The organism is Microbulbifer maximicatervae (SeqCode) (assembly GCF_052468155.1).
Window position 1 is genome coordinate 4,291,829 of sequence record NZ_CP174335.1, and the last position, 24,111, is coordinate 4,315,939.

Here is a 24,111-nt window from a genome sequence, read left to right on the forward strand (position 1 = left end):
GGCAGAAACAGTACAACAGTGTCACTCCCACCTTTTGAGTTAAAGAAACCCAGAATAAATAGCCCAAAATTCAGATAACCTAAGACCTTTACTACATGTAAAAATAACTCTTTATTAGTACTCATTGAATATCTATGTTTTGACTCTTAACGCCGCCAGCAGGGGCAGCTTACCTTGTGCGCGTTTTGCGCAAAAATGGGAGCGCAGCGACCTGCGCAAAAAGTGCACAAGGTAAGCTGTCCCGCAGAGGGCCCAAAGGCCCGGAGCATCCTGCCTGGCTTTGTTAAATTTCGGACTACCTGGAGATCCAAAACTCAATTAGAGCTTTGGTTTTATTATCTGGGGTCAGAGAGCCAGGCTTGTATGCCCATTTATTTACGGCACTTAGTGCAGCTTGATTGAATCCAGATTCGGGACTCGCATCTATTACTTTTGATGAAATCACCTTTCCTTGATCAGAGACTGTTACTTCCATTAGAACCCACCCTTCCACACCACGGCTGAGAAGGTCCTTAGGGTAGTATGGATTGACTTTAATTAACGGCTTATGAGTAATTTGTTGATTCGGAGCCGCAATAGGCGCAGGAATAATAGGATTGGACTTGCAACCAGCCAAAACCATAACAAATAGGAAAAATACTAAATATCTCATTGCAACTCCTAGAAATTTAACGCCTGCATCACCAGCCGGAGGTAATTGGAGGCTTTTTTGCAGCTCTACCGCAAAAAAGGTGCAAATTGCCGGAGGTCGGGTGCATGCCTTGGTTATGTTTATTTCTCGTTCCACGCTAACCCCAATTGGGTTACCACTACAAAATCACTAAATTCTACAAAGAATAAAATGTACTCATCACCCTCATCATCAAGAAATCTTAAAGTCGTATGTTCTTGACTAATAAATCTATTCCAAGGGCCATCTTCTTGGTCTGATGTTGAGATAAGACCATAATACTCAATTAGATTCCAATCTAAATTATCCAAAGCCCTAGTTTTGGTATCCGATATTTTCTTATAAATATGATCGATGAATAATTGATAAGTAGTTTTGTAATCAGATTGTCTTTGTTCTATGAGTTTTCCAAACTCACCAATACTTTTTATTGTGTCTTCGACAATAGAGTTTAAACCAGCATTCTTTTCGACAAGTGTTGCACTAAATATCCTTTTCGGACAGTCGATCACACACCTTAATGCATTGAGGAAGCCATTCAACTCAATTACTGCAGGCTCTGCTCTATGAATTTCAAGATTATTTGTTTTAATGGAACGACCTCTCAAAAACTTAACGCCAAGCTAAACGGCACAAAAAGTTGTGGCAAAGTGAAATGTGCCATGGCTTTTTGTGTCCGGTGGAGCACCAACGGTGCAGAACGAATTTGAACGCCTTGTTGTGTATGTTAAGCTGAATAATTTTGATAAACCAAAAATACTAATGCACCTGCTAGAAAAACCCATGAAATATACTTACTAAAAATACCTTCTGCAGTTTGAATGCTAACTTCTAAGAGTTTTTTAGAAGTATTACTTGGGCTAAGCATAGGGATAGAAACAAATACACTTTCATTTGGCTTAACTAATGAAAGACTTCCATCTGAATCACACCCTATAAACTCGCCCTGAGCATCATAGTAAGAAAGATTGCAGTCAACAAAGGATAGAGCTTTTCCTCCTATGTTTTTTAGCTCAATCTGCACATCTTCTTCATATATAGTTTTTCCCTCTTCGGTTACTCCGCGAACAGGTTTAATTGCCATACCACACACTTTTATCTCAGGTGGTAATTTTTTAATCTCGATATCTTTAATCATGGTGATGCATAACGAAAATAGATATGCGGAACCGTTAAGAAAGTTGGCAGTGCCTTTGTGCAAGCAAAGGGAATGACAATTTTTAGGTTTCCGCATAATCGGGTTGTTATTTGTTGCTCGTGGCACTGTGTACAAATCCACTACAAATATCTTTCTTTTATTGTCTACCACGATTCGGAGAGAGAAACTAGCAGCACTAGGTTCGCGGCCTTGCTTCGAAGCGGCTGCGCCGTCCGCATTAACTTCGTTATGCGAGCGTCGCTGAAGCTTCGAAGCTTACATGAAGGTCGAACCGTTGGCTATGGGCTTTCCCGCCAATACTGTTTTTTTATACAGCAACCTAATAATTACCTGCTATTCTTTATTGAACCCCCGCAAAACTGGAGCGAGCGACCAATAACGAAAATAGATATGCGGAACCGTTAAGAAAGTTGGCAGTGCCTTTGTGCAAGCAAAGGGAATGACAATTTTTAGGTTTCCGCATAATCGGGTTGTTATTTGTTGCTCGTGGCACTGTGTACAAATCCACTACAAATATCTTTCTTTTATTGTCTACCACGATTCGGAGAGAGAAACTAGCAGCACTAGGTTCGCGGCCTTGCTTCGAAGCGGCTGCGCCGTCCGCATTAACTTCGTTATGCGAGCGTCGCTGAAGCTTCGAAGCTTACATGAAGGTCGAACCGTTGGCTATGGGCTTTCCCGCCAATACTGTTTTTTTATACAGCAACCTAATAATTACCTGCTATTCTTTATTGAACCCCCGCAAAACTGGAGCGAGCGACCAATAACATTTATATAGTAATCATTCTGATCACTATTATCCTGATTACTATCCTGGAATCAATCTAACGAAAAAACACACAAAACCCAAGTAACATCAATATGTTATTCATGATTCAGGACCATTGTACCAAATGGAAAAACGATCACTTTGACTACTATCCCCATTTTATACGAGCTCCCTAATCCATTGAAATACAATAGGTTTTCAAACATTCTGGACCTAGGCCAAAAATAACGGGCAAACTGATCGAAAATCCTGATGACTCCCAGTCAAATGTTCATTAAACTGTTAATCCATACAGTACCCGGACTGTAAAAATGGACGACATCCCTATTCCGCTACCCCAGCGACCATCCCGCTTTATGGACCGTTTTAGGGCTTTTATACGGTCTCGCTATTTGGCATACAAAACAGAAAAGACATACTGCTTTTGGGTGAAGGACTTTATACGCTTTCATGGGATGCAACATCCGCAGGAGCTCGGAAAAGCTGAAATAGATAAGTGGTTAAGTCACCTTGCTACTAATCGTAATGTGTCAGCCAATACTCAAAAAACCGCTTTAAATGCAATTGTCTTTCTCTATAAGCAGTTTCTGGATATTGAATTAGGGCAACTACAGTTCGAAAAAAGCCATCGGCCTAAGCGATTGCCTGTTACTTTTAGCCATGAAGAAGCAACCTCCATATTAGAGCACCTTAGCGGTCCAAATAAGCTTGCTGCTTCATTAATGTATGGTTCGGGCCTTAGAGTTATGGAAGCTGTGCGGCTTAGGGTACAGGACATTGATTTTAGTGATCAATGCTTGATAGTACGGGAGTCCAAGGGTGAGAAATGGCGAAGAACACTACTGCCTCGGTCTCTAGTTAAGCCCCTCAAGGTGCAAATAGCACATGCGCTTTCTCTACATCAGCAGGATTTGGCTGAGGGATATGGGTATGTCTATTTGCCTTTCGCTCTGGCGAAAAAGTACCCACAAGCAGCGACGAGTACTGCTTGGCAGTATGTATTCCCCGCTCGATTTCTATCGCAAGACCCTCGCAGCGATATGATGCGACGGCATCATATTGGTGAGCAGCAAGTTAGGCGGGCCGTTGCCAAGGCCGTTTCGGCCCTCAATATTCGTAAGAAGGCGAGTTGCCATACATTTCGCCATTCGTTTGCCACCAATCTTCTGCGGGCTGGTACTGATATACGCAATATTCAAGAACTTCTCGGCCACAACGATATCAGTACAACCATGATTTACACCCATGTTATAGGCGTACATGAGCGCGGTGTTACCAGCCCTCTTGACTAATTTCGGCTCCCGGCAGCTATGCCTTTGGGGGGTAACTAGCTTTGGGCCAAGCCTTGTTGATTTCATCTGCCTGAAGCTCAGCATTAAAGAGTTCCCAGGTAATGCTAATAATGTCAGATCTGCGGTAATTATATTGTTAATTACTACCACTCGCCCCAGCTTCCAGCTGCTTCTGAACCTTATCCAAATTAAAAGATCCGGGTACCTGGCTGGGTGGATACTCTTTCATCGTTTGCAAAAATTTTGACGCGAGTTGCTGCATGGGAACCAAGACAAAAGCCCTGTCTATAAACCAGTCGTTATAGGTGTTCGAGTTGTGTTGGGCTTTTTCGAAAGGATCTTGCCTCAAATTGAACAGCAGTGGCACTCGTAATTCAGTAAAGGGCTCTCGCCAGACTTCAAAACCCCGCCCGCGATTTTCCAGGAAAATGGCTTTCCAGGGTTCGTAGCGCATAGCTACAATTTGGCCGTCATCATTTACGTAGATAAATTCTTTTCTTGGTGAAAGTTTTGCTTTGCCGGTGAAGTAATCCATCATGTTGTAGCCATCAACATAATTTCTGTACTCGCGACCATTGAGCTCGACCCCTTCCTTGAGCTGTTCCTTGATATTCGGGTTCCCCCCGGCTGCAGCGAGAGTCGGCAGCCAGTCTTCATGGGAGACAATACCTGTCAGCGTAGTGCCCGCTGGAAATTTGCCCGGCCAGCGTACAAAGGCTGGCACCCTATAAGCCCCTTCCCAATTGGAATTTTTCTCACTGCGAAATGGCGTAGTTGCAGCATCTGGCCAGGTATTGAAGTGGGGGCCGTTGTCTGTGGAATAAAACACGATGGTATTGTCGGTGATATCCAGGCGATCGAGCACACTTAGCAGCTTTCCTACCAGGATGTCATGCTCAACCATACCATCCATATACTCATTACTGTTGGGGCCCGCAAGGTTTGTGTGCTCCTCTCTGACATGAGTACGAAAGTGCATCCGGGTTGCGTTCCACCAGACAAAGAATGGGGTCTTAGCCGCGTGTGCACGTTCGATAAAGTCGATAGCTGCCGCTAGGGTTTCATCATCGATAGTTTCCATCCGTTTCTTGGTGAGGGGGCCGGTATCTTCGATTGGTCCGCCGGCCTTGGCTTTAATCACTCCTCTGGGGCCAAACTTCTTACGGAATTCAGGGTCTTTGGGATAGTCCCTGTTCTCAGGCTCTTCCTCCGCATTCAGGTGATAGAGGTTGCCAAAGAATTCGTCAAAGCCATGGTTGATGGGCAGGTGTTCGTCCCTATCCCCTTGGTGGTTTTTACCAAACTGGCCGGTGGCATAACCCAGGCTTTTCATTACTGTGGCGATAGTGGCATCACTCTTCTGCCAACCCTCTTTGGCACCAGGAAGCCCCACTTTAGTCATGCCGGTGCGCACTGGAACATTACCCGCTAAAAACGCTGCGCGGCCTGCTGTGCACGATTGCTGGCCGTAGTAGTCGGTAAAAGAAAGGCCTTCTACCGCCAGCCGATCAATGTTGGGCGTGGTATAGCCCATCATGCCGCGACTGTTGAAGCTGATATTCCAGATGCCAATATCATCTCCCCAGATCACCAAAATATTGGGTTTGGTCTGCGCGAATAGGCTACCAGGGGAAAGGAATACAGCAGCCAGTACAACCAAAAGGAACTGTCGGAGACGGGATCGGGAGATCAGGAGCATTACACACCTCGATATTGGCAGGCTCAATACACCGCTTTAAGACTAGTCCCGGTAGGCAGGAACTTGAGGAATCACCGGCCCCAGGCTTGACTGATCCTTCGCTTCTGGCGGAAACACCGTCCGCCAGTCCTTCGCCATATCTACCACCAACCAGCCATTTGCCTTAGCGGCTTGTAGCGCTTTGTCCAGGCGCCCCACTGAGGAGTTCTTATCGTATGCCCATTCTCTTTTGGCATCGGTATGATGAATCAGCATGGCAAAACGCAGCCCCTTAGCGGCGGTGGTCCATTCCAGCATTTGTAAGTCACCATCGGAGTTGCCTGCGGCAAATACCGGCCGCCGGCCAATCACATCATTGATTGCGATAGGCTTCCCCTGTTTATCGGTGAGGAAGGCCAATTCATCTAATTTCACAATATAGGGATGCCCACCCCCATTTTCATAGCGGGACTTTAGGCGACTGCCGATAACCTGCTCCGGGGGAATTCCATATAACTCCTGGGAAAACACACGGATAAAATCAGTGCCGCCCCCCGAAACAATGTAGGTTTTAAAACCATTTGCTCTTAAGTATTCCAGCAACTCCAGCATGGGCTGGAACACCATCGCACTGTAGTGTTTGCCAGTTTCCGGGTTCTTAGCACTCTTGAGCCATTGGGCAACAGAGTGCTGGAAGGCATCCGTACTCAATCCCGCATGAGTCGCAGTAAGCATTACTTCCAAACCTTCCCTGCCTTGCCCCAACAGGTTTGATAAATCGCCCTTTAAGATCGAAGCGAAGGGCTCTTTCGTTTTCCACTCTGGGTGTTGGGGCGCTAGCCTTTTAACCTCATCAGCGGCATAGAGCAGCTGGAAGTACACGGGCTTCTCGGACCAGAGGGTGCCATCATTATCAAATACCGCTATACGTTCACCGACAGGTATAAAGTCGGCGCTGTCCTTACGGGTAACCTTGTCAACAAAGGCCATAATTTGGGCTTTAACGCCATCTTGCCAGGATGGCAAGGGAGAACTGAGTGCCGGTAAGCTGATTGCCAAAACCAGCAGCAGACACCCTCGGCTCAGGGCAACCCTAAATTTCCAATCCAGCATTCTGGCCCTCTCACAAAATGACATTTACGGCACATGAACTAATCTTTTGGCCTAGGGGGCCTCTGAATAACCCCCTAAGCTAAGAACTCATCACAATAAAAAAAACCGTGATAAATATAGCTGGCACTAGCCTCCTCCAAATCAGCCTTATCTGTCTCCTACTGGTGGCCTGTGGTAACGAAGAGCCGGTTGATACCCAACCTCTCAAGCACCAGGATGAAGCAATCAGCTCAGAAGCCACTTTCGTGGGCTCCGCGCAATGCGCCCTATGCCACAAAGATGAGGCCAGTGCCTGGCAAGGTTCCCACCACCAGCAGGCAATGCAGGCCGCCAATAGCGACAGCGTTCTAGGTGATTTCTCCGGGGTGGCATTTGAATATCAAGGGCAGAAATCTCACTTCTATCAAAAGAAAGGGCGCTATTACGTACGCACTGATGGGCCCAGTGAGGACCTCCAGGACTATCCCCTTGCCTATACATTTGGTGTCCACCCTTTACAGCAATACTTGATTGATTTGGGAGGCGGACGTCTTCAGGCACTGAATATCGCTTGGGACAGCCGGGACAAATCTGTCGGTGGCCAGCGCTGGTTCCATCTCTATCCCGATCAAGCGATAGACCATCAACACCCCCTGCACTGGACCGGCATAAACCAGAATTGGAACTTTATGTGTTCCGACTGCCATTCCACCAACTTGCAAAAGGCCTATAACCTACAAACCGATAGCTACCAGACATCCTGGTCAGAGATCAGTGTCGGTTGCGAATCCTGTCATGGCCCGGGATCGAGACACCTTCAGTGGGCAAAAACACAGAATGAGGCATTGCAGAATAAAGGGCTTGATCCTCATCTTATTGACCCAACCCAACAGCTCCGGGAAATGGATCTGCAAACGGGGATTGCCAAGCTTGCACCATCGGCAGCCATCCAGCGTGAAATAACAACTTGCGCCCAGTGCCATTCTCGGCGGAGTACCCATTTACCGGGGGCGCAGGCTAACAGCGAATTACTGGATCATTTCAACCTCACACTTCTGCAAGGGCCTCTCTACCACGCAGATGGCCAGGCCGATGGCGAGGTATTTGTGTACGGATCGTTTCTGCAAAGCAAAATGTACGCAGCAGGTGTTACCTGTGGCCACTGTCATAACCCCCACAGCCTACAACTGAGAGCAGCTGGTGATGCAGTTTGTGCCCAGTGCCATATGCCGGAGCGATTTGCCCGTACTGATCACCATCTGCACCCAACTCAAAGCCCCGGTGCCCGCTGCACAAACTGCCATATGCCGAAGAAAAATTTTATGCAGGTGGATGGACGCCGGGATCACAGTTTCCGCATTCCCCGACCTGACCTTTCCGAGGCGCTGGGCACCCCCAATACTTGCAACAGCTGCCATCAAGGTAAATCGAGCCAGTGGGCAGCGAAGATATTGGAAGACAAATACGGCTCACCTCCCCCTCACTACGGGCAGACATTGCACGCAGCTATGCGCGGGGATAGCGAGGCCGATAAGATGTTAATGGAGCTCATTCAGGACAGCAGTCAACCGGAGATTGTCCGGGCCAGCGCAATCCGTTTGTTACCGCGCTACCTGACGATAAATTCCGCTCAGTTACTCCAACAAATTGCCCAGAGCGAAGAACCATTATTAAACCTGGCCCTTGCGCAGTCTCTGGATGAACTACCGGAGCAATTGCGACTGATGATCGGTGTACCGCTGCTGTTCAGTAAAATGGCCGTGACCAGGTCGCTGGCTGCCAATGGCATTACCGGTGCTCAGATCGGGACTATGCCCGCGCAAGTACAGCGGCAATACTCAAAGGCCCTTAAAACCTATACCACCTCAGAATTATTCAACAGCGACCGGCCGGAATCCCTGGTAAACCTGGGCAACCTCCATTTCCGGAGAGGAAACACGCAACAAGCGGAAGCCTTCTATCGCCGGGCAATAATCAAGGCCTCCTACTACACACCCGCCTATATCAACTTGGCCGACCTTTACCGGGCAAGTGGACGTGAAACCGACGCGGAATTATTACTCAGAGGAGCACTATCGAAGAGTGAGGATATCGCCGTAATCCAACATGCCTTAGGCCTTTCCCTGGTTCGTCAGAACCGCCACCAGGAGGCAATGGGTTTTCTAAAGGCGGCGGCTGAGCATGAGCAAACCCAGAGTCGCTATCTCTACGTATATGCCATAGCCGTTCACTCGGAAGGCAGCAGCGAACTCGCCCTGGATATTCTAGAAGACGGCCATCACCAGTTTCCGCAGGACCTGGATATTTTGCGGGCATTAATTTCTATTAGCAGGGAATCCGGCAAGCGGGAAATCGCACAAAAATATGAAGCACTTTTAGCCAGCAAACGCTAAAAATCATAATAGAGACTTAACCTAAGAAGCCTTTCAGTAGGCAGCAGACCAAATTCACAGGACTCACAGCCCCTGAAAAACTGGGCTTGCAGTCGAGTACTAAAATGCTCAGTCCAGTTCTGAATCAATTCCAGGTTGTGGTACTGGCTCTTGTCATCCAGGTTGTATTGCACACTCTGACGATATTGAAACTTCTTATCCAGCCGGGTGTTACCCCACATCAAGAACAAATACTCTTGCCGTAGTTGTCCGGTAGATAAAAGGTTAAAACTTTCGGACAGAAATGAAATCGCCTCATAAACCCGCGCGCTGTTCAATCCGTTCTTTGCACTATCTACCTGCGTTTGAACCAAACCCCACTCGTCATCATCGAATCCATGCTGGTTATACAGATACTCCGCAGTAACATCCCATCCCTGGTTGAAGCTGAGCTGAGTACCAAGCACCAGCTTCAAATAACCATCGTCCTCTGCTGGAAAATAGGAGAGTTCGCCCGGCTGCGGTAACTCCCGCTGATGTTCCCAAGCCCCCTCCAACCTGAGTGTGGCACTGTCTCCAGCCAAAGTACTCAACCCGAGAGCGACATTGGTTGCCTCCCCCTCTATCTGATGTAATACCAAGCGGGTATCCAAGTCACCTTCACGATTCACCACGAGAGCGTACTGAAACTCATGGTCATTTACGCTAGTGTCAAAGTGACCATCCAGATCATCCTCAACCTGAGCCATATAAATGCCGGTGTTCCAGCGACCATAGCGGAAATCGAGATGGGCCATATCCCAGCCCAGTTGCTGGGTAAGCTCATCGGCATCCAGATTGGGGCGATCAAATGTGGCTTTTAAAAGATTTGCTGGAGACCAGTTGTAACCGTTGCTCCACTGAGGTTTTATCCGACCGACGTTAATACCAAACCTTCGGTTGTCAGTGTAAGAAGAGAAATACCCCTCTAGCAGATGGGATTCCGTCTCTTTTTCAGATGTTCCAGCCTCATTAGACCGATAGTGCTCTATCGCCGCAAACCGCGAGTAAACTGAGAAGTGTGCTCCCAGGGAAAACTGGCCACTGAGATCCAGAGCAAGTAAAGAGTCTTGTTCATCAAAGACAAACAGACCCGGATCGAAATAGGGATCATCCCGAACTTCATTCTGCTGGTGATACCCCAGTAGCGAAGCATCAATATCCCAAACAACTCGAGAAAGCCCTTCCTCAGTGCTCACTTCATCGAAAAGTTCCGAGTTGGTCTCGAAAGGATCTTGATAGTCTTCGGCACTGGCAACTTTTTCAGCAAAAGCGAGAGGAAGGAGTACAAATGGGAGAATTTTCCTGATTCTGATAACCATTACCGACTCACCTCAGTTCAGCCTGCCAAGGGAGCCTTTTTGGAAAATTGCCGGGTCCAGGCTCTCAAGACGATAGTCATCGAACTTCATCCAGGTATAACTTTCGTCAATGAGTGCATCCACCAAGAGTAATTTATGCAGTTTCAACTCGCCTTCAAACTGCTTGAACTCTTTATAGTGCGCTGTTTTAAGGAGGCGCCCGGAGCGGGTATAAAACTCCCCCTTTAAAGGCAGGTTTCCCTCAGCCTGTGCCATCCATATTTTTACTTTGTCATAGGCAACGCCTGACGATTTTGCCGATAAATACAGCACCCAGTAATCTTCCCCATCAACAGTTTCCTGCCCTTGCAGCTCTGCGGTGTAATCCCTGGAGAAATTTGCCCCCACTACATCACCGTTACTGGTCTCACCAATTAACCGCTGTGAGGGCGCAATCCGGATAACCCTGCGCGTACCGGGAATATAGAGCCACATATTGGCGCTCTCTTTTAGCATTGCCCGCCCCTTTTCCCGGGCGGGTGCCAAAAACTGGATCAGTGATTGATCATTAAATACTTTGACACTGAGCTTATTGGTGCGGGGCTCCTTATCCTTTTTGTAGCTGACATTGGTAATATCAAAGCTAAAACCCTGATCCCTGAACCCGCGAAAGTCATCCAGTTTATTAACCAGTGACTCAGCCGAAACCGATGCATAACTTGAGTAGCTAAACAGCAAGCAGGCTATCGCCAACACCCACCCATAAAAAGAATTCAACTTATACATAGAAGACCCAAATCAAGTAAACCTAAGTGCTTTTACTACCGGCAGCCGGGATGCTTTTATCGCTGGATAAAGGCTGGAAACAAGTGAAATACAAAAACCCAACAGGAATGTTTTCAATAAGATATCCGGCACGACAAACACACGAATAGGATAATCCTGGGTACTGCCCGGTGGCCGGGGCATCATCCATTCTGCATAGGTAATGCCCTTGGCTGCCAGTGCACCAATCAGTAACCCCAGCAAACTTCCGATTAAACCGAGAAATACCGACTCTAGTAAAATCAGGTTTACAACCTGCCGGGGAGTACCGCCCATGGCTCGGATAGTACCCAGCTCACGGGTACGCTCCATTACTGCCATCAACATGGTATTGGAAATACTCAACGCGACGATTACCAACACAATGACGGTAATAAAACCAAAAACTCCGTTAAACAGGCCAACAACCTGATGATAGTAACCCGCCAGTTCTTCCCAGCTTTTTATTTCTAGGTTCAAATTGTTCTGCTCAAAGACACTGGCCAGAGTCGCAATTGAGGTAGATGTAAGTTCGGTCTCCTCCAGTAAAACCACTAGCCGTGTAATATCTGACGTATAGAGCAGTTCCTGGGCCAGAGGCAAATTCACCCTGAGCAAGCGATCATCCAGTTCCTTAACACCGGTTGTGATTACCCCCATCACCTGTACATCGACAGCATTGATTGCTCCATCCTGGGTGCTTGCCAACAGGGTCAAGTAGTCCCCAATCTGAACATCCAGAGCATTGAACAAGCCTTCTCCAAGGTGGGCAGCAGAAATATCCTCTGGAAATAGATCGTCCCCTTGAACAATCTGAATTGCAGAGGAAAGCATCACTTCTTTCTCCGCATCAATACCAATTCCAGTGATGGCTATCGATTGCTTGCCATCACTAAGCAGGCCATTGAAATTAAGGCGTGGTGCTACCACCAGTGTATCGGTTTCGTTTTCTACCAGCTCGGAAATCTTTTTGAGATCCCCATCAGCAATCAGGTATTTTTCCGGTTCCGCTTTGCCAAACTGGTTGTAACCTTTGGCATAGATTTGTATATGACCAAGCTGCGAGCGGATCATACTCTCCCGCATCCCCTCATACATCGACTGTACAAAACCGCCAAAAATAATCAGGCTGGTACAACCGAAAACGATCGCAGCCAAGGTAATCAGGCTGCGGCGCCCGTTACGCATAATATTCAGCAGTGCAACTTTCCAACCCAAGCCCATGACTAAATACTCCGAAGCGCCAGCTTGGCTTTAGCGGACCAGTCGGTATCCGACTCGGCCACCTTTCCCCAAAGAACCCGGGCATCATCGGGCTGTTTATTGCGCTCGTAAGCCTGGGCAAGGTAGAACTCTACAAAGCCAAGAAATTCTTTACCGAACCGATTGCCCACCTGTTCCCTAACCAGCTCCAAGTCTTCAACAGCGTAGCGCGCTCTTTTTAGAAAGGCCGGCATATTGGCACAGCTGATTCCCCGCTGAAGGCGGGCGCCCAGATTGAATGGAGATTGTTTAACAGCCCGATCCATCATGCGATTGCCTCGTCTGGAGAACAGCGATAGTTTTGCCAATCGATCAAGGTAGAAGCTGGATTTAAAGGAAGTTGTCGATCCCAATGCAGCATTGAGTTCGGGGTCATCCGGGAGACTCTCCACCAGTGACTGCATCAGAGCCTCTAACTCCTCAACATCCTGCAACTCTGCATCTTCCATCGACGTAAGGCGCGCAAGCTGAGCCAAGTAGGCCTGCTTTCTCTGCTCACTGGTCGTTTCTCCATTGACAGCAGCAAACAGCGCTTCCCTTTCGCTATTGGTGAATGGAATCGGAGTTGGATAGACGAAGTCTTCAGCCAAAGCTGGTGCAGAAATTAAGAATACAACTGAAATAGCCAAAGCCGCTCTAGTTAGCGGGCCCCTAGCCAGCAACATTTTCATGATTGCTGTCATGCAATAGCCTCCTGAACAATACCTTGAGGCGAAGCTGTATCCTCTACCAAATGACCATCTCGTACCGTGATAACACGGGATGCCAAGCTGGTTACATAATCATCATGGGTGGCTACGATAAAAGTGACACCCTGCTCCCGGTTGAGCTGCTTCATAAGGCTCATAATGCTCTCCGACGTGCGCGAATCCAGATTGGCTGTGGGTTCGTCCGCAAGCACCAGATCCGGCTTACTGACAATTGCCCTGGCAATCGCCACTCGCTGCATCTGCCCCCCCGAAAGCTGGGTAGGACGCTGATTAACCAACTTGGCAAGCCCTACTGCTTCCAGAGCGTCTAACGCTAGTTGCCTGGCATTGTTAGCCCCCCGCAGTGTCAGCGGGTACATCACATTCTCAAGTGCTGTAAGCACGGGAATCAGGTTAAAAGACTGGAAAACAATCCCAATATGACGACCTCGGAACAGGGAGCGCTGATGCTCTCCCAAACTCCCAAGATTAACGCCATCAATATGAACTGATCCGGAATCACACTGATCCAATGCGGATAGAAGATTCAATAATGTGCTCTTACCACTACCGCTGGGCCCTTTCACAGCCAGAAACTCACCCCGATCGATGGCAAGATCTATATCCCGCAAGGCGTCGACCCAGAGATCGCCCAATCGATAGCGCTTTGAAACACGCTTAAGCTCAACCAACATTAACTTTTACCCAGGGTGACTGCCATTTGCCCCAGTTGCTCACAAGAGGTTTGCATCGTGGCAGGACAAGGAGCCATTGCTATTGCTTTTTGGTAGTAATCCCTGGCCACTGCCAAATCCTCAGTGCCCTCTCCAGCTTTCACCCAGTAGGCATTAGCCAAAGACAAATACACCACCTGCTGCATAGCAGCCGGCAATAGATCGGGCTCTGAATCCATCAGATTCTTAAACCAGGCTTCATCTTCGAACACCCGCTCAAAGTGGCCGCTTACTTCTCCTACATAAGAAAAAGTAATCAGCCGTATCAAGCGCACATTAAAGTCTGAATCGGCACTGAGACCTGCCTGATCCACCTCATCCATCGCATGGCGTAGACGGTAGAGCTTGTAAAGACCCATCGCAGGATCAAACATTGCACCTGCGCGCTTGCCCTCATTAGAGTAATACGCTGCACGTATCAACATGTCGTCTGGACGCTGTTGATACGCGGCTTCCAGCAAGTGTGCAGCCTTTTCAAGCTCGTTATGGTGACTAAATAACTGCCCAAGCTCCAACATCAAGTCGGGGTCTGTACTATTTTCACCAATCTCCTGCTGGAGAAACTCCACCTGCTCCATCTCGCCTTCTGAATAGGCAATCTTGCCAAACTCGATGGGAGCAGCACCTGAAAACCAGGCAACAACATTTCCAATAAAAAAACTACTGATAAGAATGGTAAGTACTTTTTTAAACATTGACTGCTCCCGAAGTACGCTAGACTTCTTCCGAGTTTTCAAGTAGTTGACCATCCATTTCCCTTAGGGTGGTATGTTCGTCGAAAACAAGATTTTCAGGGCTCATCACCCCCGGGTACAACTGCTCGCAAATTAGAATCACCTCGACAATATTCAGGGAATCCACCCCGAGTTCTGCAATGGGTGTATCTGCATCGACAGCATCAACATTCAGCATAAGAGCTATTTGCTCACATAGCTCTTGTACATTGCTTTCTACAACTGCTGTAGACATATTTACTCTCCGGTAACATTTCCTATTTTTAAGTTATTAAATCGCAGCAAGTAGTCCAACGTTAAAGTAAAAACACAAACATGCTGCTCTCGTTCTGAGTATTTTTGCTGCTGTTTTATGGCAGCAGAACTGATCATGGGCGGTATATAGAACCAGACTTTTGCAAGCCAATGGTGTCCATAAAAAAACACCCGCTGAAAAGATTCGTAAACATTACAGATAGGTTTATCACTTATTGAAAGTGCCGGGGGTATTACACCCTCATCTCCCGAACCACCAACAATCTCCACCATCTTGCTGGTATTCATTGCCAGTATATTGAGTAAAAACTGGGCAAAAGGCAGATAGAATGTCTGGAAGATATAATGTTCCCTATCGATACTTGATTCTGAGTACTGCCAGGCTCGATCCAACTCTTCCTGTACCATATCGGTGTAACTTTGTAGATCGATCCCTTCTACGACTCTATTTTTATGAGCCGTATTAAAGATCTTTGCCCGCTTCTCCTGATAGCCAACCGTTAAAGGCAGGCTATGTCTACCCACTTTTAATTTGGTGCCGCTTGACTCCGCCAAACGATTGGCAACATGAGCATAAAAAGTGGTATCAACAGGCGAGAAAAGCTTAGAGGTTACCTCAGGTAAACTGTTGAAGAGTTTATCGGTAGCTTCTTCAGGAGTCACCAGGGCTGCATCAAATGACCCAGATTGATGATGTTCAGCAGAGAGCCAAATAAGCTCTCTGGCTGATATAACAACATCATCTTCTGGAAAGAGCATTTTTACATTCTGCAAAAGGCTCTTTCTTTCAATGGAGAAACCAAAATACTCAATTTCAATTAAGTAGTGGCAATCTACCGTATCGGCACCAACAGCAGGAAATAGTGATAAATCCTGACCAACAAATAGGCGATCGTCCTTCAGGTAATAATAAAGGGGAAATCGAAACGCTTTGCCAACTTGCAAGTAAAAAGTGTTTTTATCACTTCTCTTTATAGTTCCTAAAGCTGTCCAGTCTTCGCCGTGCCCTGCTCCCCAATCGGTATCACTTAAAAATGAACTCAGTGAAACCTCTCCACCGACGGGCAACCTTTTTTCTCTCATCAGGGGAGTTTTGCCTTTGCTAGGTCTCATGCAACAGCTCCCTCAGGTTGCCGCACTAAAGTTGTCAACCAGCTGGAAATAGGCTTCGCCGAAGCAGAAATAGCTGACATATGAGTAGCTCTGGGTAACTCGGTGAGTCCAGCCTTAATATTGGGAGAGAGATACCAGCTCAATACCGTGTGAAGCACGTGGGTATCAAGCACTTCATCCTTCTCTCCAACAAAAAAGTGGCAGGGTACATTTAAACTTGCAAAGAGATCCGCGTATCTCTTTACGTTATAGGCGCTGAGCAAGTTAAACGTACAGTCCAAAACTCGCCCCTGATTCCCCGCTGCTGATCCCACCGGGGGAAAGCTCAGCACTGATAACTTCCTCAATGGGGGGAACAAAAGTGCCAGCCAATATTTCAGCATTTTTATTTTTGGCAGATTCTGATCACCAGCCGATGCCCTAGGCCGCGTATAGTGACGTTTCCTCCCGTAACGAATGTAATACTCAAAGCCAGATGCGGGAATATCGTACTTTCTTGTTTCCTCTGACTGAGTCAGAGGCGGTGCTATCGCAAAAAAGCCTGCAATATCTTTACTGCCATATAGGTGCAGATATTTAAGTGCAACCAATGATCCCGCGCTGTGCCCTCCAAGAACAAAGGCCTTAGCCCCTCTTTTTTTGAGGTGTTTTAATAGATCGGCAAGATCGTCTTGCAATTGGTCGGAATAATCGAGATCCCCCGGAACACCTTCACTCTTACCATGGCCTCGCCAGTCTGGCAAACACACACTAATACCGTTTCGGTGTACCATCCGCCCAAACATTAAATACCACTGGCTACTGAACGTGCTCCCGTGCATGCAGACAAGCACCAAGTCAGATTCATCGCATGGCAACCAGCGAAAGGAGAGTTTTTTTCCATCCCGCGCCTGAAAGAACTCCTGAATCACACGACCTCCGAATCCGCATGAGCAGAGTCTAATTCAGCTGTGCGCATAACTTCACGCTGGTCAATGACCGAATCCATTATGTTATCCGGCTGACTGCGTGCAAAAGCAAGAAATACAGGAACCATACTAGGGATCGCAATATACTCCTGAGTCTGCACCCAGATAGATTTTGCTTTCTTGTTAACCTCAGCAAGTTCTTTATTGGAGTAGCTACCCGCAAGATCCATAACTTCAATCGTATCTGTGTGGAAGGACTCTTCCGATACAATAACGCTCACTGGATCTGCTATATCCTCATTGACTAGATCTGTAAGCTTGATAGATAACTTCTCAAGCAGCCAATTGAGGTCAGCCCCATTCATATTCGGCTTTTGTAAAAGATCAGGCAGGGTAATAGCCTGCTGAACAACCATCCGATTTGCCAGTTTAGGGAGGTCGAGTCGCGCCTGGACAACACTCAGGAAAACTTCAACCCAAAGTTTGACCCGCAGATCGATTCGCCAACCATCCCGGCCTTGGGTTCCCATTAAATATACAAAGTACTTATAGTGATCGGCACCGGACTCAAAGAAACCTTCACTATTTCTGCGAAAATATCGATTCTGAGCTTTAAGTTCTTTTGCCGTTTCAACTAACAGGCGTTGCAGCATTAACTCAAGGGCCATATATCCACGGCGCAGGTAACTCTTGCGTAGCCAGTACTCCTGATCCAGATAATTGCCTGACATATAATCCCAGGCACTCTCCAGGAAATAAGCAGCGGTATTGTAGGCCAGCAGAGGAGAACACAGTTCAGCAGAGTCAATAACCGGGTATACATTTGCTACATGGGCATAGAGGCCCTGGTAAAATTCTGTGACCACCTGATTCGCGATCGGCAATTCTTTTGCAAGCCGCTGCTGAGCTTCATCACGATTATTGTCTGAGATATCGGCAACAATGTACTTACAAATATGGTCATTAAACAGGGCTATCATATCGCCCCCACCACTAAACAGAGGATCAAGGAACATCGAGGAAAATCCGGAGGTAGCCCAGCGGTCCTCAAAGATAAACTCATCCGCTCTATAGGCAAGCTGTCCCCAAGCCTCGAAATCAATAAGCTCGGCGCCTTCCAGAAGTTCCGAAATAGCTCTATAAGCCAACAGAAAATCTAGGAAATCTTGCTTCTTTGTGGGCGGCTTGTCGAATTTACTATTCTCGCCAACGATACCTACACTGGTATAGCCACCACTTAAGGGTATAAACCAAACCCAGTAACCATCTCCAGAAAAATGATTCGTTGAAAGAAAGCGTCCAAAGGCCTTCTTCCTCCAATTCATATCTCCCATGGAGTCGATATCCTGTATGTTCTTAAACCTACCCCAGGCAGAGAAGTGTTTAGGGACATTCTCAACACGGGTAAGCTTCTTATGCTTCTTAGCAACCCGATTTCGACCACTGCAATCTACTAACCAGCGGGCGTTAACCACTCCGCTAGCGCCATCTTCTATAAGCTCTATAGAATGGAGTTCATCACCTGGCTGTATGTTGAGATTTTTTGCTTTTACGCCCTGAATAACCTCTATGCCATTCGCCCTATTCATATCGACAAGGTCGGATTCCAATCTGGCCCGGTCAATTTGAAAAGCTGGATGAGGCGGAATACTGGTGGTTCCGTGCTCACTCATCTCTGTTAATGACAGTGTATGCTCAGGGTTATCGTAGAAAAAACGCAGACCATTTTTAGGCAAGTGATTCCTATAGAGATAATTCACCAAACCCAACTGCTTCATAAAGTAGTGGCCGGTCATCTCCACTGTCGCTTCACCAACTTTGGCCTTAAACTCAGTGTTTGCCTCAACAACCAATATGGTTAAAGCACCATCATTGATCTTAAGTTGGCGAGCCAGGGTTAAGCCAGCCCATCCACCACCGATAATCACTACATCGTAATTGGATTCCAGCTGATCAAGCTTGTTCATGAGACAGCCTCCACATTTGACAATAATGAATTCCAGGAGGAAGCGTCCATTTCACAAAAAGAGTCCTGATCCTGAAGGATATCCAGCACCAGCTTGGTGCGGGGTAACTCATTGCGAATAAAGAATTTAGCACTGACTATTTTCGAGCGATAGAACTCCTCATCAGTATCGTTCAGGTCCTGACTCAACTTATCTGATGACGCGCATGCAGCCTCCAATAAAAGCCAGGCCAAGGTTATATCACCAAGCATATGTAGAATACGTGTGCTATAGGCAGGGATTTTGAACATTTCTTTTGTCTTCACCCATACCTGCACAGCTTTCAGTGCTGCCTCGAAATGTCCAAACGAGGTCTTTAAGCGCTCAAATTCAATCTCAAACTGAGGATAGTCCGTGGCCCGATCGAGGAAATTATCAATTTCTGCCTGATAGAATTGGAATAGCTTACTGGAATTACCCAATCCTAACTTATCCCGGATCAAGTCCTGGCTCTGGATATAATTCGTTCCCTCCCAGATTGCCAGCACTTTAATGTCCCGGGCATATTGCTCTATACCCAGATCCTTGAGATACCCCTGACCACCACAGGTTTGAATTGCCAATTCACAGATACGCCAAGCCTGGTCGCTGATATAGGCTTTAACAACTGGAGTTAGCAGGTTCATTAAACCCTGGTAGTGAGCAATGCGATCCTTTTTGTCTTCCTGCCCCTGGTAGATTTTGACTAAGCTCTCTGACAATGTCAGTTTAGCAATCAGTGCTCTACAGCCCTCTACCTTGGATTTCATTTCCAACAACATACGCTGAACATCGGTATGCTCAACGATATTGACCCGGCTTGCGGTAGAGCTAAAGCTCTCGTGAAATCTCTTGCCCTGTAGACGCTTTGTCGAATAGGAAAGTGCATTGTAGTAGGCTGAGGAAGCCATACCCAAGGCATAAACACCTGTGCTGATTCGTGCCTGATTCATCAAGGTAAGAAACTGCAACAAGCCTACATTCTCACGATTCCCCAGTAGGTAAGCTCTACAGGGGCCATTGTCACCAAACCGAAGGTGAGTGTTTGCACACCCTTTAAAGCCCATTTTCTCAGCTAGAGAAATGCATTCGATATTATTAAACCCACCGAGACTCCCATCCTCTTCAACCCAGTACTTAGGCACAATAAAGCAGGACAAACCGTAGGTGCCCGAGCCGCTTTTTTCGCCACGACCCATAACGAAATAAATGGTGTTTTCTGTCAGGTCGTGCATACCGGCACTTATCAGGTATTTTTCGCCCGTTAACAAATAAGTGCCGTCTTCCTGTTTCGAAGCGCGAGTCTCTACAAGGGATACATCACTTCCCGCCTGGGGTTCAGTGAGGCAGAGACAAGATGTCCACTCTGAGGTGGCTAATTTGTCCCTGAACAGGTCTTTTTGCAGATCGGTTCCATATTTTTCCACCAAGGTGGAGGACGGCAGGCAAAAACCACCATAAGTCATAAAACTTGGATTTGCCCCCATAAACATTTCCAGGAGCATTTGCATTACAAAGGGCGGAATAGTTGTATTTTGTTCGCCCTCAAGTGAGGAAATATTCCCCCAGTCTTCCTTAAACCTCTGCCACATCTCAGGGAATGCGCTCGGGAGCTTTACTTTCCCATTCTCTAACTGGCATCCCTCTCGATCTGAATCCTGGTATCCCGGCCCGAGAACCTCATAAGAGAATTTTTTAGCCCGAACTAAAATTTCATGGAGAATCTCTGGTGAGCACCCTTTAAACATCTGGTCGCTGAACAGAGTTTTAGCTTCATGGAACTGTTCTTCAATAAGGAATTGAAATTCTCTTATATCAGTTTTATAAATATTATTATCCATGTCTTGCTCCTTGATATTCCAACAGCGTACGCCAACTACCTGCCCCTAATACCCAGTCAAATATCTGGTTGTGTCTTCCCCGGTAAATCCTCTTGGGATACCTTAATGCCTCACGAATATGCGAAAGGTAATCCTGGCCTAGAGTGTCACCCAGGTGCTGGGCGGAACTAAAATCTATATAGGCGTCTTCCAACACCAGTTTCTCAACATTTACCAGTCTTGAAAGAAATCCCTGAAAATTGGGCGAAGGAATGTCTATTTTCAGGCAACCTACCCTGCCGCCACCCCCTAGAGTTAACAGCCATAGATCAGTCACCTTTTCCTCAATGTAATAACTGATCAATTCAGAGAGAGGTTTAATACTCAAATAGTGCCAGCCGTCCTCTTCAATACTGGGTAACCATGAGGCCTTATCGCTGTGCGAAAACCCTTTCAGGAGCCCCTTGGCCCATTTCGAGCGGATATCAAAGGAAACTACTCGAGTATCATCACTAGCGTTGGTTGAGATTACCTGCTTAATACTCTTTACTAAATCTGGTGCGCCAGATAAAGATGGCGCTTGAGAAAGAATATCGCAGCTGGATATTTGACAGAGATGTGTTTCACAATACTCTCGACAGATCCAGGTAGCCGCCACACCTACAAGAACATCTAAGCCATCTTGATCAGGTCCAACTCCAATACCCAATGAATCCAGGCACTCTTGTTGTCGCTCTTTGCCCAGTTCGAGATTTAAGATCAAAGCTTCGGCTTCACTACACTTTGAAAAACTCAATACTGCAGCATGGAAGCTGGTGCAGGCGCTACCCACAAATCGGATATTATGCCCACCATCTTCAAGGTCTGCTATAAACTCTACAATCCGACTATCCTGTAGAACATTAGCCTCTCCCGCAGAAACCACATAGATAAGCTCTGGTAACAAATCATATTGATCCAGGTGTCCTCTCAAGGCATCAAGTAATCGATCAACCTGCCCGCCACTGTCTACCCATAGGTTTTTAATAAACATCTTTATGCTGTCCCGTCCATGGTATTTATTGTTATATCACCGAAACCGCACTCGATAAGTAATTTAGAAAGCCCCTCAATTAAGAGATCATGGCAATCAACATCCACTGCCAACCTGATTTTCAGCTGGTTTGTTCCCGCTTCAAATGGGTGGCGAACCAAGCTATCCTCAATAGCTATATATCGTTTTCCTTCTCTAACCAATATTGCTTCTTCACCAGCCAGGTCATGAAGCATTAAAACGGTGTCTTGTAATAGAGCACTCGGCATACGCCCACCAGCGGGCATCTGCATTTTTATCAAGATTAAGTCTATATCCAGTTCAGAATCTTCAAAGTATCGCAGAATATCCAGCAGTAATTGATAGTGCTCCGAATGGTTCAGTAGCACCGGGCTGGAATTAACTGGTAGACTGGATAATGCAAGATAGTCCTGCTCAGTACTCAACGGCAGCATTTGTGCTAAGCAGGATTTCAATGTGTCCGGATAGGGGTTACGTTCGAGACACGTTGATAGCTCAACAGTCTTCATCACGCGGCCTCCATTAGATAGAAGTGACTTTGTTCATCAACGGTAACTTCTACAGTGCAATAATAGCCATTCAATGCAATCGAACAGGCCAGAAAATTTTCTTGCTTGTCAAAGCCCTTTTCAGCGCCTTGGCAAATAATATTCAGCCAGGGATCACTACCAAAACAATGCCCCCATCGATCGTGCAAGTCTGGTAACTTTTGATTGGCCGACAACAATTTGGAGAAAATTTGGCGAATATTCTCTGGAAAGAACGGCAAAGATAAAGTCAGGTCATCTCGTCCAACAGCCATTTTTCGGATGACAGTGGCAAATTCCGGAGTTGTATTATAAGTAATCGTGCAGGATGCATTAAGGTTTATACTGTCAAGATCCCGCACTTCAAACAACAATGTACAGAGACCAAAACCACTATCGCCCCAATTTTCATTTTCTCGCCAAAACGTTAGATCTAAAACATTGGCGTCAAGAATACTAACCAGTAAGTAGCACGATTCCGGATTTTGTGTCAGGTAATGCCGAAGGCTATAACCCCAAGATGCACATTCATAGGTATTAACAAAACTGGTAACTGGCGCTCTTGCATTATCACCGTAATTGAAGTCCTGCTCACTAATCGCCGATGAACTCAAAGGAAGTTCAATCATGGTAGAGCATAAAAAATGGCGATCTATTTGCGAATCTTTTATCTCTGGAGCAGCATCTAAGATACTATCTGTCTGTCTTCGGATAATCCTGGCAATATCACCAAAGGCAGTTGATACATCACTACTGGATGAGACAGTGATACCTTCTATAGGGATAAAAGCTGCAGATCGTAAATACAGGCTCATACCCGCAGCCCCTTAAATTTGCTATATATCTCAAAGAAGCACCGATATGAACTGCCTTCCATTTTTGTGAAAGCCAACAGATCGCGTTGTCGATTTACGGATTTGATCTTTCCTGACAAGACCAGGTTCAGCAAAAGCTCATTGCTGGTAAATTTCGTTGCCAGTACACGGTTTACGCTGTGCATAGAGAAAGTGGTTGCGGCTACCTGCTCATTACACAAATAAATTAGATACTCTATATGAGCCTGATCTTCGCTGGTTAAATGAGCTTCTTTACAGTCATGTAGCCAAAGCACAAAGTGCATTAGTGATTTGACAAAGCGCGGGCGAACCAGTGTTAAAAATCGATTGACGCTACCCAACCCACCTTTGCTCAACAACATATCTTTGGTAATTGATACTTTACCCTTACAATTTCCCAGCTGTAAGGTGCCATTTAAAAACGGCTCTCCTACAGTACTCTGCCGTAGTTGGTTACAGAGTTCTGGCGGCAACATCACTGTCAAGGGAAAAGGCCTTCCCGGTTGCTTGGTAACTACCATGGCAAAGCCAAGCTTATGTGCCTCAATGCCGTGGATCTTGTCGACATTCAGTAGCATGTCGCTATCAGTTTCAACCAGCTCTGTCTTCCAACCCATAAGGCTCGGGCCGCCGGGGTCTGTCATAAGGAAGTGGCCGAAAATCCCCTGCTCCACCCATTGATTGACCTGGGCAAGCTGATCATCTGTAGCAGTCAGGCTCAACATAATCGAGCCAAATAGCCCGATCATATTGTGAAAGTGATTATCCAGTCCTTCATCCTGGACAGTGTCAATAATTTGATCAATAACAAAGGTCTGCTCAAACTGCTCTAATGGCTGCTGAACCGAAGCGTCCCTAAGTGGTGCAAGCTCTGTCAAAGGATCTTCGATAATCATTGATGCATCGAATAGCCGAGCACAAGAATTCTCTAACAGCGATTTCAATGTGCTGGGCACTGGTGAAATACTGGATAATTGATTGAGAACAAAACCACCTACAACCGATTGCATTTCCATG

At 46.7% G+C, this 24,111-nt stretch carries 22 protein-coding genes; 2 read left to right on the top strand and 20 right to left on the bottom strand.

Annotated features, from left to right (window positions below; all coding sequences use genetic code 11):
- Positions 1–295: 295 nt before the first annotated feature.
- The 3 genes from ACJJIY_RS18315 to ACJJIY_RS18325 form a co-directional block, all read right to left on the bottom strand.
- A complete protein-coding gene (locus tag ACJJIY_RS18315; RefSeq protein WP_445358551.1) occupies positions 296–787 on the bottom strand; it encodes an energy transducer TonB in 492 nt (163 codons plus the stop codon).
- The gene (locus tag ACJJIY_RS18320) at positions 772–1,278 is read right to left on the bottom strand and encodes a hypothetical protein (protein WP_445358552.1); all 507 of its coding nucleotides are present in this window, start codon (positions 1,276–1,278) and stop codon (positions 772–774) included. The genes ACJJIY_RS18315 and ACJJIY_RS18320 overlap by 16 nt, the downstream gene beginning before the upstream one ends.
- 119 nt (positions 1,279–1,397) lie before the next feature.
- Positions 1,398–1,808 (bottom strand): hypothetical protein, encoded by a 411-nt coding sequence (locus ACJJIY_RS18325; RefSeq protein WP_445358553.1) that lies wholly within the window; start codon positions 1,806–1,808, stop codon positions 1,398–1,400.
- Positions 1,809–2,909: 1,101 nt separating this feature from the next.
- Between ACJJIY_RS18325 and ACJJIY_RS18330 the strand changes: the two genes are divergently transcribed.
- The gene (locus ACJJIY_RS18330) at positions 2,910–3,890 is read left to right on the top strand and encodes an integron integrase (RefSeq protein ID WP_445358554.1); all 981 of its coding nucleotides are present in this window, start codon (positions 2,910–2,912) and stop codon (positions 3,888–3,890) included.
- 136 nt (positions 3,891–4,026) lie between these two features.
- Here ACJJIY_RS18330 and ACJJIY_RS18335 read toward each other — a convergent pair whose 3' ends face one another.
- Together ACJJIY_RS18335 and ACJJIY_RS18340 are read right to left on the bottom strand one after the other, a co-directional pair.
- Positions 4,027–5,589 carry an arylsulfatase gene (locus ACJJIY_RS18335; RefSeq protein WP_444896907.1) on the bottom strand — a complete coding sequence of 521 codons (1,563 nt, stop codon included), beginning with the start codon at positions 5,587–5,589 and terminating at the stop codon, positions 4,027–4,029.
- Between the two features lie 42 nt (positions 5,590–5,631).
- Complete coding sequence (locus tag ACJJIY_RS18340) at positions 5,632–6,681, bottom strand: HAD family hydrolase (protein ID WP_444896906.1); 1,050 nt, start codon at positions 6,679–6,681, stop codon at positions 5,632–5,634.
- A 107-nt stretch (positions 6,682–6,788) separates the two neighbouring features.
- Between ACJJIY_RS18340 and ACJJIY_RS18345 the strand changes: the two genes are divergently transcribed.
- Positions 6,789–9,053 (top strand): tetratricopeptide repeat protein, encoded by a 2,265-nt coding sequence (locus tag ACJJIY_RS18345; protein WP_445358555.1) that lies wholly within the window; start codon positions 6,789–6,791, stop codon positions 9,051–9,053.
- On the opposite strand, the gene ACJJIY_RS18350 is transcribed toward ACJJIY_RS18345, so the two are convergent.
- The 15 genes from ACJJIY_RS18350 to ACJJIY_RS18420 are packed head-to-tail and all read right to left on the bottom strand — an operon-like array spanning position 9,050 to position 24,110.
- Entirely contained in the window at positions 9,050–10,393 is a 1,344-nt protein-coding gene (locus ACJJIY_RS18350; protein WP_445358556.1) for a hypothetical protein, read from the bottom strand. The two genes, ACJJIY_RS18345 and ACJJIY_RS18350, sit on opposite strands and share 4 nt — an antisense overlap.
- 12 nt (positions 10,394–10,405) lie before the next feature.
- Entirely contained in the window at positions 10,406–11,158 is a 753-nt protein-coding gene (locus tag ACJJIY_RS18355) for an outer membrane lipoprotein-sorting protein (protein ID WP_445358557.1), read from the bottom strand.
- 12 nt (positions 11,159–11,170) lie between these two features.
- Positions 11,171–12,400, bottom strand: a complete 1,230-nt coding sequence (locus ACJJIY_RS18360) for an ABC transporter permease (RefSeq protein WP_413665420.1) — start codon at positions 12,398–12,400, stop codon at positions 11,171–11,173.
- Positions 12,401–12,402: 2 nt separating this feature from the next.
- A complete protein-coding gene (locus ACJJIY_RS18365; protein WP_444896902.1) occupies positions 12,403–13,122 on the bottom strand; it encodes a hypothetical protein in 720 nt (239 codons plus the stop codon).
- Positions 13,119–13,823 carry an ABC transporter ATP-binding protein gene (locus ACJJIY_RS18370; RefSeq protein ID WP_444896901.1) on the bottom strand — a complete coding sequence of 235 codons (705 nt, stop codon included), beginning with the start codon at positions 13,821–13,823 and terminating at the stop codon, positions 13,119–13,121. The genes ACJJIY_RS18365 and ACJJIY_RS18370 overlap by 4 nt, the downstream gene beginning before the upstream one ends.
- The gene (locus tag ACJJIY_RS18375) at positions 13,823–14,557 is read right to left on the bottom strand and encodes a tetratricopeptide repeat protein (protein WP_444896900.1); all 735 of its coding nucleotides are present in this window, start codon (positions 14,555–14,557) and stop codon (positions 13,823–13,825) included. Before ACJJIY_RS18375 ends, ACJJIY_RS18370 begins: the two co-directional genes overlap by 1 nt.
- A gap of 19 nt (positions 14,558–14,576) precedes the next feature.
- Positions 14,577–14,831, bottom strand: a complete 255-nt coding sequence (locus tag ACJJIY_RS18380; protein WP_413665416.1) for an acyl carrier protein — start codon at positions 14,829–14,831, stop codon at positions 14,577–14,579.
- A 2-nt stretch (positions 14,832–14,833) separates the two neighbouring features.
- Positions 14,834–15,934: a hypothetical protein gene (locus tag ACJJIY_RS18385; protein ID WP_445358558.1), complete on the bottom strand. Its 1,101-nt coding sequence runs from the start codon at positions 15,932–15,934 to the stop codon at positions 14,834–14,836.
- 26 nt (positions 15,935–15,960) lie between these two features.
- Entirely contained in the window at positions 15,961–16,875 is a 915-nt protein-coding gene (locus ACJJIY_RS18390) for an alpha/beta fold hydrolase (protein WP_444896898.1), read from the bottom strand.
- A complete protein-coding gene (locus ACJJIY_RS18395) occupies positions 16,872–18,839 on the bottom strand; it encodes an NAD(P)/FAD-dependent oxidoreductase (protein ID WP_444896897.1) in 1,968 nt (655 codons plus the stop codon). Before ACJJIY_RS18395 ends, ACJJIY_RS18390 begins: the two co-directional genes overlap by 4 nt.
- Positions 18,836–20,698 (bottom strand): acyl-CoA dehydrogenase family protein, encoded by a 1,863-nt coding sequence (locus tag ACJJIY_RS18400; RefSeq protein WP_444896896.1) that lies wholly within the window; start codon positions 20,696–20,698, stop codon positions 18,836–18,838. Before ACJJIY_RS18400 ends, ACJJIY_RS18395 begins: the two co-directional genes overlap by 4 nt.
- Positions 20,691–21,710 (bottom strand): hypothetical protein, encoded by a 1,020-nt coding sequence (locus ACJJIY_RS18405; protein ID WP_444896895.1) that lies wholly within the window; start codon positions 21,708–21,710, stop codon positions 20,691–20,693. The genes ACJJIY_RS18400 and ACJJIY_RS18405 overlap by 8 nt, the downstream gene beginning before the upstream one ends.
- Before the next feature lie 2 nt (positions 21,711–21,712).
- A complete protein-coding gene (locus ACJJIY_RS18410) occupies positions 21,713–22,240 on the bottom strand; it encodes a hypothetical protein (protein WP_445358559.1) in 528 nt (175 codons plus the stop codon).
- Entirely contained in the window at positions 22,240–23,073 is an 834-nt protein-coding gene (locus ACJJIY_RS18415; protein ID WP_444896893.1) for a hypothetical protein, read from the bottom strand. Before ACJJIY_RS18415 ends, ACJJIY_RS18410 begins: the two co-directional genes overlap by 1 nt.
- Entirely contained in the window at positions 23,070–24,110 is a 1,041-nt protein-coding gene (locus ACJJIY_RS18420; RefSeq protein WP_445358560.1) for a hypothetical protein, read from the bottom strand. Before ACJJIY_RS18420 ends, ACJJIY_RS18415 begins: the two co-directional genes overlap by 4 nt.
- Position 24,111 lies beyond the last annotated feature (1 nt).

What these genes read in the sequence shown, in the direction of transcription:
- ACJJIY_RS18335 (WP_444896907.1), bottom strand. Translation starts at nt 5,589, where the DNA reads ATGCTCCTGATCTCCCGATCCCGTCTCCGACAGTTCCTTTTGGTTGTA.
- ACJJIY_RS18350 (WP_445358556.1), bottom strand. Translation starts at nt 10,393, where the DNA reads ATGGTTATCAGAATCAGGAAAATTCTCCCATTTGTACTCCTTCCTCTC.
- ACJJIY_RS18380 (WP_413665416.1), bottom strand. Translation starts at nt 14,831, where the DNA reads ATGTCTACAGCAGTTGTAGAAAGCAATGTACAAGAGCTATGTGAGCAA.
- ACJJIY_RS18385 (WP_445358558.1), bottom strand. Translation starts at nt 15,934, where the DNA reads ATGAGAGAAAAAAGGTTGCCCGTCGGTGGAGAGGTTTCACTGAGTTCA.
- ACJJIY_RS18365 (WP_444896902.1), bottom strand. Translation starts at nt 13,122, where the DNA reads ATGACAGCAATCATGAAAATGTTGCTGGCTAGGGGCCCGCTAACTAGA.
- ACJJIY_RS18355 (WP_445358557.1), bottom strand. Translation starts at nt 11,158, where the DNA reads ATGTATAAGTTGAATTCTTTTTATGGGTGGGTGTTGGCGATAGCCTGC.
- ACJJIY_RS18340 (WP_444896906.1), bottom strand. Translation starts at nt 6,681, where the DNA reads ATGCTGGATTGGAAATTTAGGGTTGCCCTGAGCCGAGGGTGTCTGCTG.
- ACJJIY_RS18360 (WP_413665420.1), bottom strand. Translation starts at nt 12,400, where the DNA reads ATGGGCTTGGGTTGGAAAGTTGCACTGCTGAATATTATGCGTAACGGG.
- ACJJIY_RS18370 (WP_444896901.1), bottom strand. Translation starts at nt 13,823, where the DNA reads ATGTTGGTTGAGCTTAAGCGTGTTTCAAAGCGCTATCGATTGGGCGAT.
- ACJJIY_RS18405 (WP_444896895.1), bottom strand. Translation starts at nt 21,710, where the DNA reads ATGTTTATTAAAAACCTATGGGTAGACAGTGGCGGGCAGGTTGATCGA.
- ACJJIY_RS18375 (WP_444896900.1), bottom strand. Translation starts at nt 14,557, where the DNA reads ATGTTTAAAAAAGTACTTACCATTCTTATCAGTAGTTTTTTTATTGGA.
- ACJJIY_RS18415 (WP_444896893.1), bottom strand. Translation starts at nt 23,073, where the DNA reads ATGAGCCTGTATTTACGATCTGCAGCTTTTATCCCTATAGAAGGTATC.
- ACJJIY_RS18395 (WP_444896897.1), bottom strand. Translation starts at nt 18,839, where the DNA reads ATGAACAAGCTTGATCAGCTGGAATCCAATTACGATGTAGTGATTATC.
- ACJJIY_RS18420 (WP_445358560.1), bottom strand. Translation starts at nt 24,110, where the DNA reads ATGGAAATGCAATCGGTTGTAGGTGGTTTTGTTCTCAATCAATTATCC.
- ACJJIY_RS18325 (WP_445358553.1), bottom strand. Translation starts at nt 1,808, where the DNA reads ATGATTAAAGATATCGAGATTAAAAAATTACCACCTGAGATAAAAGTG.
- ACJJIY_RS18400 (WP_444896896.1), bottom strand. Translation starts at nt 20,698, where the DNA reads ATGGATAATAATATTTATAAAACTGATATAAGAGAATTTCAATTCCTT.
- ACJJIY_RS18330 (WP_445358554.1), top strand. Translation starts at nt 2,910, where the DNA reads ATGGACGACATCCCTATTCCGCTACCCCAGCGACCATCCCGCTTTATG.
- ACJJIY_RS18410 (WP_445358559.1), bottom strand. Translation starts at nt 22,240, where the DNA reads ATGAAGACTGTTGAGCTATCAACGTGTCTCGAACGTAACCCCTATCCG.